We start from the raw sequence: 15,941 nt of genomic DNA, 5'->3' as shown, positions 1-15,941 counted from the left end.
CACAGCAAGGGAGGGGTGTGGATCTCGGCCTCCGTCGGGGTTCAGCTCGTGCGTCATGCATAGAATCGGCGTCGTGAGTGCGGGTGAGGGAAGCGTCGCAGGGACGCCGTTCGGCCGACTGTTGCGAGCGTTGCGGCTGGCCCGCCGCTGGACGATCGAGGAGCTAGCCGAGGCGTCCGGCGTTTCGGTGCGCGCGATCGGTGACATGGAACGGGGCCGGAGTCTTCGCCCGCAGCGCGGAACGGTCACCGCGCTGGCCCAGGGTCTGGAGCTGGACGAGGCGGCGCACTCCGAACTGGTGGCGGCCCTCCGCGCCGGACGTCCCGCGGCGAAGCCTTCCGTCCCGCCGACGTCGCCCTACACGCTGCCCAGAGGCGTTCGGGACTTTGTGGGCCGGCATGCGGAGCTGGCCGCGTTGCGTGCCCTCGTGCAGCAGTGGGTCACGGAGTCTCGGACGGAGAACAAGGCGGTGCGCTCACCGGCGCCGGTGACGGTGCTGTCCGGGCCGCCCGGCAGTGGCAAGACCACCTTGGCGGTCAGACTGGCCGAGGAGTCCGCTCCGTCCTTTCCGGATGGAGCGTTCCTGATCGACATGCGGGGCCTCGACGTACAGCCGCTCTCGGCGGATCAGGTCGTGCTACGCCTGCTGGGCGCCTGGGGCGTGGCCGACGCCGAGCTGGGCCGGCAGAGTGCCGAGGAACGTCTCGCCCGGTACCACGCGACCGCAGCCGCTCTCCGCGCGGTCGTCGTCCTCGATAATGTCGGTAGCGAGGCACAGGTCAGACCGTTGCTGCCGCACGAGGGCGGGCTCCTTATCGTGATGAGCAGCCGACGCACGCTCGCCGGCCTGGAGGGAGTGCACCGTGTGGAGCTCGGCGCACTGACCCGGGAGGACTCCGCCTCGCTGCTCCGGGCCGTGGTCGGCGCCAACCGCACAGACGCGGAGCCCGCGGCCGTCCTCGCCGTGACCGAGTTGTGCGGGCACCTTCCCCTGGCCTTGCGGGTGGCCGCGAACTGGGCAGCCACCCGCACCAACTGGAGCCTGCAACGGCTCGCCGACCGGCTCACTGACGAGGAGCGCAGGCTCGACGCTCTCAGCGCGGGAGACCTTCGTGTCAACACCGCCTTCGCCCTCTCCTATTCGCGTCTGGCCTCTGGCACCGCCCGCATGTTCCGGTTGCTGTCGCTGCTGCCCGGGGCGGATTTCAGCGCTCCGTCGGCGGCCGTGCTCGCGGACACGTCCCTGCCGGCAGCCGAAGACCTGTTGGAAGAGCTCCTTGACGCGGGCCTGCTGACGGCCTCCCGCGGGGACCGCTATCGCTTTCACGACCTTCTGCGGCTGTACGCGGGGGCTCGCCACCGTGCCGAGGACGGTGACGAGGCGTCGGTTGCCGCAAAAGCCCGCCTGCGGTCCTGGCTGCTGGACACGGTCGTCCTCGCGGGCCGCTGGTACGAGCCGGACCACGGTGCACCGCCGTCGGCCCCCGGCAGGCTGGTCGCCCTCGACGACCGCGAGCAGGCGATGCGGTGGATGAAGGCGGAGAGCGACAACTGGCTCGCCGCCTTCCGCCAGGCCGCGGAGGCCGGTGAACACGCCAAGGTCATCGAGGTCGCGGACGCGACGATCTGGTTCTCCGACCATTGGGTGTCCTGGGGACACTGGATCGAGGTATACAAACGCTCCGCCGAGGCCGCGGCAGCCCTGGGCGACCCCGTACGGGAGGCCAGCCACCGCAACAGCCTGGCAGGGGCCTACTGGATCGGCGAACGCCGCCACGACAAGGCGGTCGGCGAAGCCAGGCACGCGCTCGCCATCGCCGAGAAGTGTGGGGACGTGACTCAGCAGGCTTGGGCCCACCACCATCTCGGCGGACTGCACGCTCTGGTCGACGACCTGCCGCCCGCCGCCGACCACTATCAGCGTGCCAAGGAGCTGTTCAGGCAGGCCGACGAGGTCAACGGGTACCTGGCGGCGTCGACCATGACCATCAGGGTGGCGGAGAAGGCCGGTCGCCCGCGGCAAGCCGTCGCTGCCTATGACGAGGTGATGGACCTCCTCGCCGCTTCCGAACACCGCGACCGCGTTCCGTCCAACGTGCGGGACACCACGATCGCGTTCGCCGCGTTCTATGTGTCGTTCGCGCATCTCAATCAAGGGCGCTGGCAGGAGGCCGTCGACGCCTTGCGTCTCGCCCGGGGGCAGCTTGAGGCCCAGGGCTGGCACGAACGGGCAGGCATGGCCCACCTGCACATGGCTCATGCACTCGTCCACCTCGGTCAGCTCGCCGAGGCGGAGACGGAGTACCGCGCCGTGCTCAGCATGGCGGACCTGGTCCCCTCGGCCATGCTGGACGATGCCCGTGCGGCCCTCGACGCCCTAGCCGCCGGTACGCCGTCACCTCCCACCCACTTCGTCTGATCCAGGTCGGCGCCCACGGAGCCGGGGCCACGATCACTCACACCGTCACAGGAGCCCGGCGGGTTCCCGACAGGTACACCAGCGAGGGTCGCTGCCTGCACAAGTGCAACGCCGGAAGGCGGCTGACGCGAACGTCGTACTCGAGCATGGCCCCGAAGCCGGCGCCTTCGGGCCCTTCAGCCAGGACGACTTCCCTCGTGGCCAGACGGTCGACTCGCACGAGGTGGCGGACGTGGTGCTTCCTGGTGCCGCCCCGCGTCGGCGGGATCAACGGCGCCGACATCTGCGTGGACGGCGCCCGAAACCACCCGAGCGCGGGCCGGTTCTTTCCCTGGCCCTTGCCGGGAGGGCATCTACAGCGCCGACAAGTACCAGCGCCCGACCCGTGCCGGCCGCTCCGAAACACTTTCGCGTGGGACACCGGAGTGAGTGCCGGGCGCTCATCACCGACCGTCGTGGTCGTGTTCCGCGGCCGTGGTGTGTCCGCGCCTGACGATCACGGTGACGCGTCCGCCGGTCTGAGCGGGAACGTCGAAGGCGTAGACCGAGCGCTTGCCGTCAAGGAAGGGAGAGGCCGAGACAAGCACCGATGGCCACGGACAGGATGTTCTCCACGTCAGCTCCCCCCGACACACAGCTGACGGCGGCCTGGCCGCGCGCGGCGAAGGCGCCGTCGGCGGTGCGGATCAGGGTGTGTGCCACGCCGGGCCGGTTCCAGGTGCTCAGTTGGTAGCCGTCGGGGGTCGTCGGTGGTGCTTCGGTGTGGGCGGCGTCTGGGGGAGCGGACATCAGGAAGTCGGTTCCGCCGGCCAGGGACCAGCCGGGCCCGAGCCAACGGCCCAGTCGAGTATCTCCGGGAGATCGTCGTTCGCTGCCTGACGGCCGGTCACCCGGGCGGGCTGGGAGGCGCTGGGGCTTCCCGGCCCGATGGTAGTTCGTGCTGTTGGTCAAGCGTTGGCCCTCTTTGCGAACCGAATGCTCAACGAGATTGCCGCACGCTGTCTGAAAAACCTCGATTACCTGCACGCCGGTCCCGTAATCCCGGCGCGTGAGCTGGGCCGGGTCAGCCCCCCAGCCGGGCGAGGGCCTGGGTGTCGGCGTGGTCGAGGGAGTCGGCGGCGGCGCAAGGGATGTCCGGCTGTACACCGGTGCCTTCCCAGTTCGTGCCGGAGACGGGGTTGACGGCGCGGCCGACGGGGACGGTGGTTTCCAGGTGCGGGTGCACGGTGAAGCCCTGGCACGGATGCGCGCCGCCGCGGGTGCGCTCGCCGACGACAACGGCGCGGCCGAGCTGCTGGAGGTCGTACGCCAGCTCCTCAGCGGCGGAGAAGGTGCTGCCGCTGGTCAGCACGTACAACGGCTTGCTGCCACCGAAGCGCGCGCCCGGAACGTGCGGCAGGCTCCAGGACTGCTCGCTGCGCTCGCCGTCGCGCCAGTACATGGTGTTGAGGTGGGTGCGCTCGTCGAGCAGGTAACTGCAGACGAAGGCGACCGTGTCCGGGTCGCCGCCCCGGTTGGAGCGGAGGTCCACGATCAGCGCCTGCGCGCGGGAGGCCAGGGTGAGCGCGGCGCCCAGCGGCTCAGCGGCCCACTCCAGCGGAAACAGCATCGGCGCCAGCTCCAGTACGGCCACCCCTCCGTCGAGCAACTCCACCCGGGGCGCACCGCCCAGCGAGGTGTCGAAGTCCCGGCGCATGGCGTCCAGGGTGGCCGCCCCCTGCTGCGGGGACACCGGGTCGGCGTGGTGCTTCAATCTCAGGTGCCGGTCGCCGTTGACGGACTGGAGGTCCGCGGTGACCAGACGGGCGAGCTCCTCGGCACCGTCGACGTCGTAGGCGCCCTCGGCGAGGCGTCGTCGCAGCAGGCCGGCGAGCTGCTCGGCTGTCTCGGGGAAGACGTAGTGCTCGGTCAGCAGCCGGGCGGTCTCATCGATGACAGGGGCGGGCTGAAGCTTCGTCAGAGTTGTCATGGCGGGGGAGTAGAGCACCGCCCTTGCGAAAGCGTCAACGAGTTTAGACACGCTTGGTATGCGGGATCAGCCTCCCTGTCTGCCGCCTCCTGAGGACGTCCTGGGGATCGGTGCGCCTGGGCAGTTCGCGGCGCGACTCGACGCGAATAAGGGCGACGTGGCCCACCACCTCAAAGTGCTCCTGGTCGTCGGATGCCTTACCGCGGCCGCAGCCCAGGCGTCATCCGGCCGGCCCGCGGTGCCCGGCTCCGACCTGCCGCACGCTTCAGCGGTCGAGCCCAAGTGGTCGGCTCCGTAGCTCCTTCGGGGGTTGACGTGAGGTCAGGCGGAGGCGGCTTGGAGAAGGACTTCGGCTGCGGCGGTGCGGGCGTAGAGGACGGAGCGGCCGGCCCGGTGGGCGCTGACCAGGCCCGCGTTGCGTAGCGCGGTGAGGTATTGGGACACCCCGGCGGGGGAGAGTCCGGTGCGGTGGGCCAGCTGTGTGGTGGAAGCCGGAACCTCCAACTCGGTCAGCAGCAGGGTGCGTGAGCGGCCCAGTACGGCGGAGAGAGTGTCGGCTCGTGTGGCGGGCCGTGCCTGCCAGAGTGAGCCGACACCGCGTGCCTGATAGGCGAGTTGGGGTGGGTCCGGCGGCGTCGTGCGGGTGCGCAGGCGCGGTCCGGTGAAGACCGAGGGGATCAGCAGTAGTCCTGCGCCTGCCGTCGTGCGGGTCAGGGGCTGCTTGCGGTGGGACATCCGCAGTGCGTTGTCGTCCCAGCTGACGGACGTGTGCAGGTCGTTGAGGAGGTGGCCGGTGCCGTGCTCGGCGGCCATGCGGGCCCGGTAGAGGATGTCTGCGTCCAGGACTGCCCGGATTCGTGCCCAGTAGGGGGCGAGTGCCAGTTCCCAGTAGGTTTCGATTTCTTGTGTGACCTTGGCGAGGAGCCCCTGCGGGTCGTTGTGCAGGGCTCGGAGCCGGGGGCCGAGGGTTCCCTGGTGGCGGGCCAGGTGGTCGAGGTCCTGGCGTACTCGGTCGGCGGGCGAGGCCCGGATCGCGTCGCGCTCTGCCGCCGGGGTGGGGGCTGGTCCGGCGGGGGCCGGGTTGAGGAAGTCGGGGATGTAGCCGCCGGTGGGCGGGATCAGCTCGCAGAGCCAGCCCCGGTCCAGCCCGGCGGCCACCATACGGGGGCGTACCTGGTCGGCCCAGGTCCGGTGGACCGGATGCGCAGTGTCGGACCTCAGCAGTCGGAAGCTGGGCGCGATCTCCCACATCGGTGAGACGGCGAACCGTACGTGCGCCAGATCGCTCGTCGAGAACGCCAGCTCTGCCAGGACAACCACCTCAATAGATTCAGGTATGTATGAATCAATGGCGGCCCAGCCTACCGTGCGGAGATCATCCCGCCATGACCTCACAGACGATCACCGCGGCGGCATCGGGCACCTGGAGGCTCGGCGACCTGCCGGTCCACCGGGTCGGTTTCGGCGCGATGCGCCTGCCGCAGCACGGCGAGGCGCTGGCGGCCGATGCCCTCCCACGCGACCGCGACCAGGCGATCAGCGTGCTGCGCCGCGCGGTCGAGCTCGGCGTGAACCACATCGACACCGCCGCGTTCTACTTCTCGCCGCTGCGCTCGGCCAACGAGCTGATCAACCAGGCGCTGGCCCCCTACCCGGACGACCTCGTCATCACCACCAAGGTCGGACCAGGCCGCGATCCCTCGGGCCAGTGGCTGCCGCACGCCACACCCGAGCAACTGCGCGGCCAGGTCGAGGAGAACCTGCGCCAGCTCGGCCGCGACCACCTCGACGTGGTGAACCTGCGCATCGTCGGCACCGACTCCATCGTCGAACGCTTCGGAGCACTCGCCGAACTGCGCGAGGCCGGACTCATCCGTCACCTGGGCCTGTCCAACATCCGCCCGCACCACCTCGCCGAGGCCCAGAGCATCGCGCCGGTGGTCTGCGTCCAGAACATGTACGGCATCGGTGCGTCGCCCGAGCAGAAGAAGTTCCTCGACCTCTGCGGTGAACAGCGCATCGCGTTCGTGCCGTTCTACTCGATCGCCGGTGCCGGACGCACCGCCGGCGCGACCATCGACCACAGCCCGGAGGTCCACACCATCGCTCGCGCCCACGGCGTCAGCGCAGCCCAGATCCGGCTGGCGTGGACACTCCACCAGGGCTCCCATGTCCTGGCCATCCCCGGCACCGGCAATCTCGACCACCTCGTCCAGAACGTCGCCGTCAGCTCCCTGCGCCTGTCGCTGGAAGAACTCACCACCCTGGACCCCCTCCATGACGAGACGACATGAGCACGCCCCCCCTGGCGTCGCGATCCACTTCTGCTGGAGCGGCAACGGCTGAAGAAGGCGGCCTACGGTCACAAGACTCCGCACCAGGCCAGGGTCCGGTCACAGCGCGTGCTCAGGCCGTTGATGCGAGGTTCACCGGGCCGGTGCGAGAGGCGGTCGGCCGTTCTCCACTGCGCGCAGTTGCTCCAGTCGCCCTCGGGTTTTCCGACGGCTCAGTGTCGGCACGTCGGGTCCGACCAGGGTGCCGACGGACACCAGATCCGCCAGGTCCTCGCGCCGGCAGCGACCGGGCCCTCGCCCCCGCGCCCCAGTAACGGCCCGCATAGTCCCGCCGGGGCGGAAGGTCCGCGCGAAGCGTTCCACGCGTCCGGGCGGCAGGGCGGTTCCGCTGGTGCACCATCGGAGGAGGGCCCGGCTGTTGACGTCCGAGGTGAGGCCGGTTACGTTCGAGTAGAACCGTAATTCTAGAGGGCTTGCTCCAGTCAGGGATCGCCCAGTGGCCGCCGAGGTCGCGCCCGAGTGGGAGCACCGTTGCCGGCGCAGCCATACGGAAGCGGGCCACGCGCGGTTTGACCGGATCCGCCTCATAGCCAGGAGCAGTGCACATGACCGAAGCGTCCCCCACCGCCCTCGTGATCGCCGGCAGCAGCGGCATCGGTGCCGCCTCAGCACGCGAACTGGCCGCACGCGGCCACCGGGTGGCGGTGCTTGCGCGCAGCGAAGGGGCGGCCGAGCTGGCCGGTGAGCTGGGCGGCCTCGCCATCCGCGGCGACTACACCGAAGCCGGGGTCATCGAGGCGGCCGTCGGGCAGGTGGTCTCCGTCTGGGGTCGGCTGGATGTGCTGGTCAACAGCGCGGGCCACGGCCCCAAAGGGAAGCTTGAGGAGCTGACCGACCAGGACTTGGCCGCTGGCTTCGACCTGTACTTCTTCAACGTGGTGCGGGCCTGCCGCGCCGCCCTGGCGCCGATGCGCGCGCAGGGCGGCGGCAGCGTCGTCAACATCTCGTCGGCCAGCCCCACCGAGCCCTCGCCCCGCTTCCCCACCTCGATGGTGGCCCGGGCCGCGATGACGACCTGGACGAAGCTGTGGGCCGACGAAGTCGCCGCGGACGGTATCCGGGTCAACAACGTGCTCCCGGGGTACACCGTCGCCGACCCGGAGTCCGTTCCGGCCGAATGGACCTCCGCGATTCCGCTGGGCAGGGCCGCCGCCTACCAGGAAGTCGCCCGGATGGTGGCCTTCGTCGCTTGCGACGCCACGTACACCACCGGACAGAACCTGCGCGTCGACGGCGGACTGACCCGCGGCGTCTGACTCCCCCGCTCCGCCTGGCAGCTCAGGAGTCCGGCCGCTCCTCTGCCGCCCGGCGGGCGAAGTTGTCCACGACGGCCTCCAGCGCCTGCGCGGCCAGATCGGCGTACTCCTCGAAGTCCAGGTCCAGGTGCACCTCGGAGTTCGCGTGGACGTAGAAGCCGTCGGTGAACGCCAGGCTCAGCACCGCGAGCTTGACGGGCATGTCAGGGAAGCGCTCGGTGATCTCGTCGGGGATGGACTCGGTGACCCGCTGGACGTTCACCTTGAACATCTCCATCCGGATCCGCAGGTACGCCGCACGGACCTCGCTGTCCTCACCCAGACCGCCGAGCCGCTTGCTCAGCGCCCAGATCATGGCGGCCTTGAGGAGGGCTTCCTCCTTGGTGTGCTGCTCCGGATCGGCGCCGGCCAGGCCGGTGATGCCCCGCGAAAGTTTGCGGCGCAGCCCCTCGGGGCTGGCGTGGATCTTCATCCACACCTCGTAGCAGTGCTCGAGCAGGGCGACGAAGAGCTGCTCCTTGTTCTTGAAGTGCCAGTAGACCGAGCCGATGGGCAGGCCCGATTCCGTACTGACGGCCGCCATGGTCGTTCCCTGGTAGCCGTGCTCCACCGCCAGGTCCAGTGCAGCCTGCAGGATCTGCTCCCGGCTCCGGTCCGAACGCGCCTGCCGCGTGCCCTGCTTCATGCCGCCACCCTGTCGCCGCCCGTCATCCGTGCCCCATCATCAACATGCCCATTCTAGAACGGTGCTACCAGTGAAGGTGGGAGTACAGGACAGGCAGTTGTGCCGGCAGCCATGAGTCACGCGCCCGCCTACTGCCGCATTGACCGCGGCGGGAGGACGCACGAGAGCCGTCGCGAGGGACCGGACGGTTGCGACCCTCGTTCGGTGTCGGACTCGACGCGCACCGTCCCGCCGGGGTCGGAGCTCCGCCCTCCGTCAGACGACGCAGGCGGCCTTGAGGACCCGGGCGACAACGTCGTCGAGCTCCTGGGCCAGGCATTCGGCGGCGATCACATGGTCGGGGCGGACGATGACAGCGCCGACCGGCCGTGCGTCGAACCAGGCCTGCAGGCTCGACTCGCCGCCGAGGTCGCCGACGACGGTGACGCCGGCCGCGGCATGCTTGCGCGCCCACGGCAGCTGCGCCTTCGGCACCACCTGTACGAGGTGGGCGCCGAGCTGGTCGAGCGCGGTGCGCCGCGGGGCCGACAGGAACGCCGTCGGGTCGTTGTTCCAGGTGAGGATCCGCCAGCCCTGCCCGGTCGCGTCGTCGAGCAGTATCTCCACGCCATCGGCATCGGTGGCCGTCGGCTGGAAGAAGATCGACCCGGCGAGCCTGGGCACGTCGCGGTCGGGCAGCGACTTGAACGTCGGCAGCGGCGTGTGCACCACCACGCCCCGGTCGAACTTCGGCTGGGGCTTGAACGCCTGCCGCTTCTGGGCCTCCCGCTCCTCGGGGGTGCGGTTGGCGGCGATCCGGTCGCGCTCGGCGGCCTTCTCGGGATCGTGGTCGGTCATCTCCTTCGCCATCCCGAGGGAGACGGCGACCATCTGCGTGACGTGGCCCAGCCGTTCCACCTCGTACGTGTCCAGCAGACCGTCGGCCGAGAGGCCCTTGACGACGGCGGCCAGCTTCCAGCCGAGGTTGAAGGCGTCGCGGATGCCCGAGTTCCAGCCCTGGCCGCCGACGACCGGCATGACATGGGCGGCGTCACCGGCGAGGAAGATCCGCCCCTGGCGGAACCGCCCGGCGACACGGGCGTGGTGCCGGTAGACGCGGCGGCGGATGATGTCCAGCTTGGACGGGTCCGGCACGTGTGGCGCCAGCAGACCGAAGACGTACTCGTCGTTGTCGACGTCGGCCTCCGACTCGTGCTCGAAGAGCGTGAACTCCCAGCGCCGGATGCCGTGAGGCAGTGCGATGGAGGCGTAGCTGCGGGCCGGATCCCCGCCGAAGACGGCATGGGGCGTACCGATCGGGTCGTTGGCGACGTCGATCACGATGCCGTCGGTCGGCCGGGTCTCGCCCTCGAACGAGATGCCCAGGCGCTTGCGGGTGGGCGAGGCTCCGCCCTCGGCGGCGACGACGTACAGCGCGCGCACCGTGTCGCCGTTCGCGAGGGTGGCGACCACGCCCTCCGCGTCCTCGGCCAGGTCCACGACCTCGGCGCCGAAGCGCGCGGCGGCGTTCGGGAAGCGGTCCAGACCGGCGAGCAGCACCTGGTCGACCAGCGGCTGCACGAAGCCGTTGCGGCGCGGCCAGCCGAACTCGCGCGTCGTGGGGTTCACTTCGGAGAGGATCATCCGGTCCCCGTTGACCATGTAGATCTTCTGGTCGGGGATGGTGTGCGGGAGCACCTCGTCGACGAGGCCGGCGGTCTGCATCGCGCGCAGCGCCTCGTCGTCGATGCCCACGGCCCGCGGGTAGTCGACGAGTTCCTGCTCCCGTTCGACGACGAGGACGTCGACACCCTGCTGTCCGAGCAGGTTGGCCAGGGTCAGGCCGACGGGGCCCGCACCGACGACGAGGACGTCGCAGACCTTCTTCATGACTTGCTCCGTGCGGATCGTGCCGAGTCCAGCTCGGCGATGGTGTCGCCGAACGCGCGGTTCAGCAGGACGAGATCGATGCCGAGTGCCACATAGTCGACAAGGCCGTCGGCGAGGAGGCCGGTGGCGTACTCCGGCCGGCCGGAGTAGATGCCGAGGGTGACGCCGTGCGCGGTCGTCAGCTCGCGCAGGTACGCGATCGCCTCGCGTACGGGGCCGTCCTCCCAGTCGCCGCGTCCGGGCAGGCCGTAGGAGACGGCCAGGTCGGCCGGGCCGATGTAGATCGAGTCCAGGCCCGGGGTCGAGACGATCTCCTCGGCACGGTCGACGCCGGCCTTCGTCTCGATCTGGGCGATGGCGGACACCGCGCGGTTGCCGGCCTCGGTGTAGGAGTCGCCCGGGTACAGCGCCGGCCTGGACGGACCCAGGCTGCGGTTCCCGACCGGCGGGTACATGGTGGCGGCGACCAGGGCCGTGGCCTGGGACCGGGACTCGACGGTGGGTGCGACGATGCCGCGGGCCCCGCTGTCGAGCAGCCGCAGGATCGGCGCGGGATCCAGCGAGCCGACGCGCGCGTACGCGTACGCGTTCTCCCGCGGAATCGAGCGCAGGATTCCGCATGCCGCCTCAAGCCCCAGCTCACCGTGCTGGAGATCGAGGACCACCCCGTCGTATCCGGCGGCCGCCGCCCACTCCGGCATCGAGAACGAGGGGAGCGACTGGTGGTAGAGGACAGGGTTCCTGCCGCCGAGAGCTGTCTGCTTCACTGCGCCGTTCCCTCTCGCCCGGCCAGCCGCGCGGCGTGCGCCGCGGCCGCCTGGCCGCCGAAGACCGGCACGATCTCGCGGCGGGAGAACAGCCATCGGCCGTCGACCCTGCGGTAGCGCTCGCGGAACTCACCGACCGAGGCGGGCTGCGTCTGAGGCTCGTTCGTGTCCCGGAACGTGAGGTACTGCACCGTTCCCTCGACCTCTTCGCCGTCCCGCACCAGGCGGATCCCACCGATGAAGTGGCGGCCGACGACGTCCGTCTGCCGGGCGCGCTCGGCACCCCAGGCCTTCATGGCCGCGCGGTCCATGTCGCCCATCGGGCCGACCGAGACGCCGTCCTCGGTGTACAGCTCCCAGGTGGTGTCCGCCTGGTTGTGGTCGAGGCGGTAGAGCATCTCGGCGATGAGCTGCTCGATCTCGACGCGAGTCGTCGCGTCGACGGGGCGGTAGTCGTTCATCTTCAGCCTTTCGAGTCCGCGGTCGCGACCACGCGACCGAGTCCGGTGATGGTGGCGACGCACTCGACATCGGCAGGCCACGGCTCGATGTAGCCGATGGAGCCCGACAGCAGCACCTCGCCGGCGCGCAGCGGCTCGCCCGTGCGGAGCGCGGTCCCGGCGAGCCAGATCACCGCGTTGACCGGGTCCTTGAGCACATTGCTGCCCACGCCCCGGGTGATCTCGGTGCCGCCGCCCGTGATGACCATCTCCACCTTGGTCAGATCGACCTCGCCGTACGGGTGCTGCTCCTCGCCGAGGACGATGCCGCTGCAGCCGGCGTTGTCCGCGATGGTGTCGACGATCTGTCCGACCGACCCGTCGTAGCGGAAGTCGACGACCTCGAACGCGGGGGTCACGTAATCGATCGCGGCCTCGACGCTTTCGCGGGTGGCATCGAGGATGTCGCTCTTCAACACGAACGCGACCTCGGCCTCGATGAGCAGGCGGTTGTACCGGGACAGGGGAAGGCGTGTTCCCGAGGCATGCACCATGTCGTCGTGGATGATGCCGTAGTCGGGTTCGTCGATGCCCACGCGCTGCTGTACGAGGTGATTGGTCAGGCCGACCTTGCGGCCCACCCGCTTCACGCCCAGTTCCCGTTCGCGGAGGGCGGCGAACTCGGCGGAGATCGCGTAGGCCGCGTCGAGATCGCGCTCGGGGAGCCGGGGGCTCACGTACGGCACGGTGTACACGTCGCGCTTCGCCTCGAAGAGCTCGCGTGCTATCCGGGTGACGGTCTCCTGGTCGACGCTCACTCCGGTCCTTTCGTCAGGCATGGTTCTTCCGATCAGGCGTGCTTTTTCAGGAAGGCGACCGCAGCGGCGTTGAACTCGGCGGCTCCCTCCCATTGCGGCCAGTGCGCGGCGCCGCGTATCAGCAGGTACTCGCCGTCCGGGAGCAGCCCGCACAGGCGCTCTCCCTCGGCCTCGTCGCCGGTCGGCTCGTTGTCGGTCCACACCATCAAGGCCGGGACCGGGACCGCCGCGAAGTCGTCGTCCGTCACTCGGTTGCGCCAGCGCCGCTCCGGCTCCCGCAGGGCGGACACGTTCGCCATGCTGAACCCGTCGCGGGCGTAGATCGCCTGGCGGACGCGTACGAGCTCGTCGGTGATGTTCTCCGGATCGTGGATCACGACCTGCAGGCGCTTCTTCACGTTGTCGAAGGTCGGCTCGCTCACCGCCTGGGCGCTCACCGACTGCGTCCGGTCCAGCTGCGGCTCCCCGACCACCCGACCTCCCGGTGCGGAGAGGATCACCGTGTGCAGCCGGTCGGGGTGGATCGGCGCGAACTTCAGCGCGAGCCACCCGCCGAGCGACTCACCGGCGAGGTGGACGCGCTCCAGTGCCAGGGCGTCGAGCAGGGCGAGCAGGTGCTCCTGGTAGTCGCGGATCTCCAGCGGATGGTCGGCCAGCGAGGTGTACCCGTGGCCCGGATAGTCGTAGCCGACCACCCGGAAACCGGCTTCCACGAACGCGCGGATGTTCTGCGTCCACGCCTCGATGTGACCGCTGGTGCCGCTGGCGAGCACGACCGTCCGTGCGTCGGGGGCCGCCGCGGGGAAGTCGAGCACCCGGGTGCGGTAGCCGCCGGCGTCCACGTACCGCAGCGTGTGCTCCAGGTCCGCGATTTCCTCCCAGAGGGTCGCGAAGTGCGTCTTTGCGGTCTGGTTCATGCGGTCACCGCCGCCTGGATCGCGAAGCCGGCGCCCCATTTCTCGACCGCCCAGTAGCGGTCGACGGCGAAGCGGTACGGGCCGGCGGTGGACAGCGCCGCGTAGGCGGCGATCCAGCTACGCATCTCGTGCGCGGCCGAGCCGCCCTCCGCCATGAACCATCCGTTCTCCCAGCCGTCGACCGGGTCGAGGTCGCCGGAGCGGAGCACGTCGAGCACGAGCGTGTCCCATTCCTCGTTAAGGGGGTCACTCGGCGCCTTGCCGTCGGCTATCGCCTGGATGCCCTTGACGATCATCTGCTCCCGCTCCTGCCTCTCCTCGGCGGAGGGCGCGTACGAGACCAGGCGCTCGTGCACGGTGCCGGGGGCGCCTTCCCAACGCGGTATCGGCGGGTTGTGGGAGATACCGCCCGAGGCGAGGAACAGCACCTTCTTGTCCATCGCCCGGGCTGCCCGGCCGAACGCCTCGCCCATCAGGCGCACCCGCCGCATCGGGGAGAGCGGCAGACCGATCGCGTTCACGAACACCGGCACGATCGGCTGCGTGAAGCCCTTCCCGAACACGAAGTCGAGTGGCTGGACCACGCCGTGGTCGACCTTCATCCGCTCGCTCCGGCCGATGTCGATGCCCTCGCCCAGCACCGCCGCGTGGAAGGCCCGGGCGGCGTCGCCGTCGACGGGGAGCGCCCCCGCGGTGGTGCCGTAGTCACCGATGCCCTCGGCGACCGCACCGATCACCCACGGGGTGATCAGCGAGTAGAGCTGGCCGTTGAAGTGGTCGGGCCCGAACACCACGACCACGTCGGGGTCGTACTCGGCGACGAACCCCCTGACCTCGTCGATGGCGGCGTTGATCTCGGCGAATGTCTCCCCGCCAGGGTCGACGTTGCCGAAGGAGGGCGCGTGGGAGAGCGCTGCGACAGCCAGAGGCATGGTGTGGTTTCCCTTTCTCGGAAGTGGTGGTCGGCTGCTACGCGGCGGTACCGGCGAGCGCGGGCTGAGCGACCGGCGTGTCGGAACGGCGCATGCCCAGGTGCAGGACCAGGACGCAGAGTCCGGCGACGAGCATGGGCAGCGCGAAGACGGTGAAGGCCGCCCCCATCCCCATGCCCCCGTCGAAGGCCGCACCGCCGACGATCGGCGCCACGATGCCGCCGAACCGGCCGACGCCGATGACCACACCGAAACCGGTCGAGCGGGCCAGCGTCGGGTACAGCGTCGGGACGATCGCGTAGAAGGCGGCGGTGCCCGCGCAGACGAAGAACGAGGCCAGGAACAGGGTCCACCAGGCGGTCGGCATCCCTGGGCCGGCGAGGCCGAACAGAGACAGCGCGGCGGTGGCCAGCAGCAGGAAGACCGGGGCGAGGATGCGGACGTTGAGCCTGCCGCCGAGGAAGCCGAACAGCACGTTGCCGAGGATGCCGCCGACGCTGAAGGCGGTGACGAGCTGCGGGGCGAGCGCCGGGTTGTGGTGTGCGTCCGCGACGACGCTCGGCGCCCAGTTCGTCATGAAGTAGAAGCTGAGCATGTACGCGACGTACCCGACGATCATCAGCAGCGTGAAGAAGCCGGTCCGGCCGGTGAGCACGGTACGCAGCGAACCCTTCGCCTTGACGCCCGTCGAGTCCGACTCGGGGAGCGCTTCGAGCGCGGGGCGGCGCATCTTCGTCAGGAGCGCGTTGAGCCGCTGCAGGGAGTCCGCGCGACGGCCCTCGGAGAGCCAGGCGAGCGATTCGGGAAGGAAAGCGAGCGTGGCCACCGCGGCGACGGCACTCAGGGCGAAGCCGACCCACCAGCCGAACTGCCAGCCGTGCGCGCCGAGCATCGGGCCCACGATCATGGAACCGAGCAGCCCGCCGACGTTGATCGCGGCCGCGTAGACGGCCATCACCAGCGCGTACACACGCTTGCCCGTGTACTCGGCAAGGATGACGCCGACCACGGCCACCAGGGAGCCGATGCCGACACCGGTGACGACGCGGCTCACGACGAGGGGCCCGGTGCCGGTCTCCGGCGTCGCGAACGGGCCGATGAACATGCCTGCCGCGATCGTCACGGTGGAGATGACGCCCATTTTGCGTCTGCCGATGCGGTCGGCGAGCGGCGCGACGATGATCGAGCCCACGAGCATGCCGATCAGGGCGCCGGACATGACGAGTCCGAGCTCGGCCTTGGAGACCCCGAAGCCCTTCTCGATGTACGGGGCGGCGAACGACGTGAGCGAGACGTCGTAGCCGTCGAGCACGATCAGGGCGATCGCGACGATGACGGCGCGGATCTGCAGGCCGGTCATTCTCTCGTGAGCGATGTGGTCGGTGATCCTCAAGGAGACCTCCTTGTCTCGGGATCGAGCGGAGCCGTGCCATCGCACTGGGCCGCCGGGAAGAGGTGGTCCGCGTGCCGGGTCACGTTCCGCCGGCGGCTCCCTAGAAGCGACGTTCTAGAATG

The 15,941-nt window shown here is 70.0% G+C and carries 14 protein-coding genes; 3 read left to right on the top strand and 11 right to left on the bottom strand.

Annotated elements, in window-relative coordinates:
- The first annotated feature begins 73 nt into the window (after nucleotides 1-73).
- A complete protein-coding gene (locus tag AB0927_RS30050) occupies nucleotides 74-2,419 on the top strand; it encodes a helix-turn-helix domain-containing protein (protein ID WP_366670899.1) in 2,346 nt (781 codons plus the stop codon).
- Nucleotides 2,420-2,977: 558 nt separating this feature from the next.
- On the opposite strand, the gene AB0927_RS30045 is transcribed toward AB0927_RS30050, so the two are convergent.
- The 3 genes from AB0927_RS30045 to AB0927_RS30035 all read right to left on the bottom strand — a co-directional run bounded on the left by AB0927_RS30045 (nucleotide 2,978) and on the right by AB0927_RS30035 (nucleotide 5,708).
- Nucleotides 2,978-3,208 carry a hypothetical protein gene (locus AB0927_RS30045; protein WP_366670898.1) on the bottom strand — a complete coding sequence of 77 codons (231 nt, stop codon included), beginning with the start codon at nucleotides 3,206-3,208 and terminating at the stop codon, nucleotides 2,978-2,980.
- A 274-nt stretch (nucleotides 3,209-3,482) separates the two neighbouring features.
- A complete protein-coding gene (locus tag AB0927_RS30040) occupies nucleotides 3,483-4,388 on the bottom strand; it encodes a S41 family peptidase (protein ID WP_366670897.1) in 906 nt (301 codons plus the stop codon).
- A 321-nt stretch (nucleotides 4,389-4,709) separates the two neighbouring features.
- Complete coding sequence (locus tag AB0927_RS30035) at nucleotides 4,710-5,708, bottom strand: winged helix-turn-helix domain-containing protein (protein ID WP_366670896.1); 999 nt, start codon at nucleotides 5,706-5,708, stop codon at nucleotides 4,710-4,712.
- 65 nt (nucleotides 5,709-5,773) lie between these two features.
- On the opposite strand from AB0927_RS30035, the gene AB0927_RS30030 reads away from it, so the two are divergent.
- Both AB0927_RS30030 and AB0927_RS30025 read left to right on the top strand, forming a co-directional pair.
- Nucleotides 5,774-6,682: an aldo/keto reductase gene (locus AB0927_RS30030; protein WP_366670895.1), complete on the top strand. Its 909-nt coding sequence runs from the start codon at nucleotides 5,774-5,776 to the stop codon at nucleotides 6,680-6,682.
- A gap of 605 nt (nucleotides 6,683-7,287) precedes the next feature.
- Complete coding sequence (locus AB0927_RS30025; RefSeq protein ID WP_366670894.1) at nucleotides 7,288-7,998, top strand: SDR family oxidoreductase; 711 nt, start codon at nucleotides 7,288-7,290, stop codon at nucleotides 7,996-7,998.
- A gap of 22 nt (nucleotides 7,999-8,020) precedes the next feature.
- Here AB0927_RS30025 and AB0927_RS30020 read toward each other — a convergent pair whose 3' ends face one another.
- From AB0927_RS30020 to AB0927_RS29985, 8 genes are all read right to left on the bottom strand, one after another.
- Nucleotides 8,021-8,683 (bottom strand): TetR/AcrR family transcriptional regulator, encoded by a 663-nt coding sequence (locus tag AB0927_RS30020; protein ID WP_366670893.1) that lies wholly within the window; start codon nucleotides 8,681-8,683, stop codon nucleotides 8,021-8,023.
- Nucleotides 8,684-8,938: 255 nt separating this feature from the next.
- Entirely contained in the window at nucleotides 8,939-10,552 is a 1,614-nt protein-coding gene (locus tag AB0927_RS30015; protein ID WP_366670892.1) for a bifunctional 3-(3-hydroxy-phenyl)propionate/3-hydroxycinnamic acid hydroxylase, read from the bottom strand.
- Nucleotides 10,549-11,319 carry an aldolase/citrate lyase family protein gene (locus AB0927_RS30010; RefSeq protein ID WP_366670891.1) on the bottom strand — a complete coding sequence of 257 codons (771 nt, stop codon included), beginning with the start codon at nucleotides 11,317-11,319 and terminating at the stop codon, nucleotides 10,549-10,551. The genes AB0927_RS30015 and AB0927_RS30010 overlap by 4 nt, the downstream gene beginning before the upstream one ends.
- Complete coding sequence (locus tag AB0927_RS30005; protein ID WP_366670890.1) at nucleotides 11,316-11,780, bottom strand: nuclear transport factor 2 family protein; 465 nt, start codon at nucleotides 11,778-11,780, stop codon at nucleotides 11,316-11,318. Before AB0927_RS30005 ends, AB0927_RS30010 begins: the two co-directional genes overlap by 4 nt.
- A gap of 2 nt (nucleotides 11,781-11,782) precedes the next feature.
- The gene (locus AB0927_RS30000; RefSeq protein ID WP_366670889.1) at nucleotides 11,783-12,598 is read right to left on the bottom strand and encodes a fumarylacetoacetate hydrolase family protein; all 816 of its coding nucleotides are present in this window, start codon (nucleotides 12,596-12,598) and stop codon (nucleotides 11,783-11,785) included.
- A gap of 11 nt (nucleotides 12,599-12,609) precedes the next feature.
- Nucleotides 12,610-13,494, bottom strand: coding sequence for an alpha/beta fold hydrolase (locus AB0927_RS29995; protein ID WP_366670888.1), 885 nt, complete (start codon nucleotides 13,492-13,494; stop codon nucleotides 12,610-12,612).
- Entirely contained in the window at nucleotides 13,491-14,426 is a 936-nt protein-coding gene (locus AB0927_RS29990) for a 3-carboxyethylcatechol 2,3-dioxygenase (protein ID WP_366670887.1), read from the bottom strand. Before AB0927_RS29990 ends, AB0927_RS29995 begins: the two co-directional genes overlap by 4 nt.
- A gap of 37 nt (nucleotides 14,427-14,463) precedes the next feature.
- The gene (locus tag AB0927_RS29985) at nucleotides 14,464-15,819 is read right to left on the bottom strand and encodes an MFS transporter (protein WP_366670886.1); all 1,356 of its coding nucleotides are present in this window, start codon (nucleotides 15,817-15,819) and stop codon (nucleotides 14,464-14,466) included.
- Nucleotides 15,820-15,941 lie beyond the last annotated feature (122 nt).

This window comes from Streptomyces sp. NPDC048106 (genome assembly GCF_040706415.1).
Lineage (GTDB): Bacteria > Actinomycetota > Actinomycetes > Streptomycetales > Streptomycetaceae > Streptomyces.
Note: the sequence above shows the minus strand (reverse complement) of the source record. Positions and strands in the feature narration are given on the sequence as shown.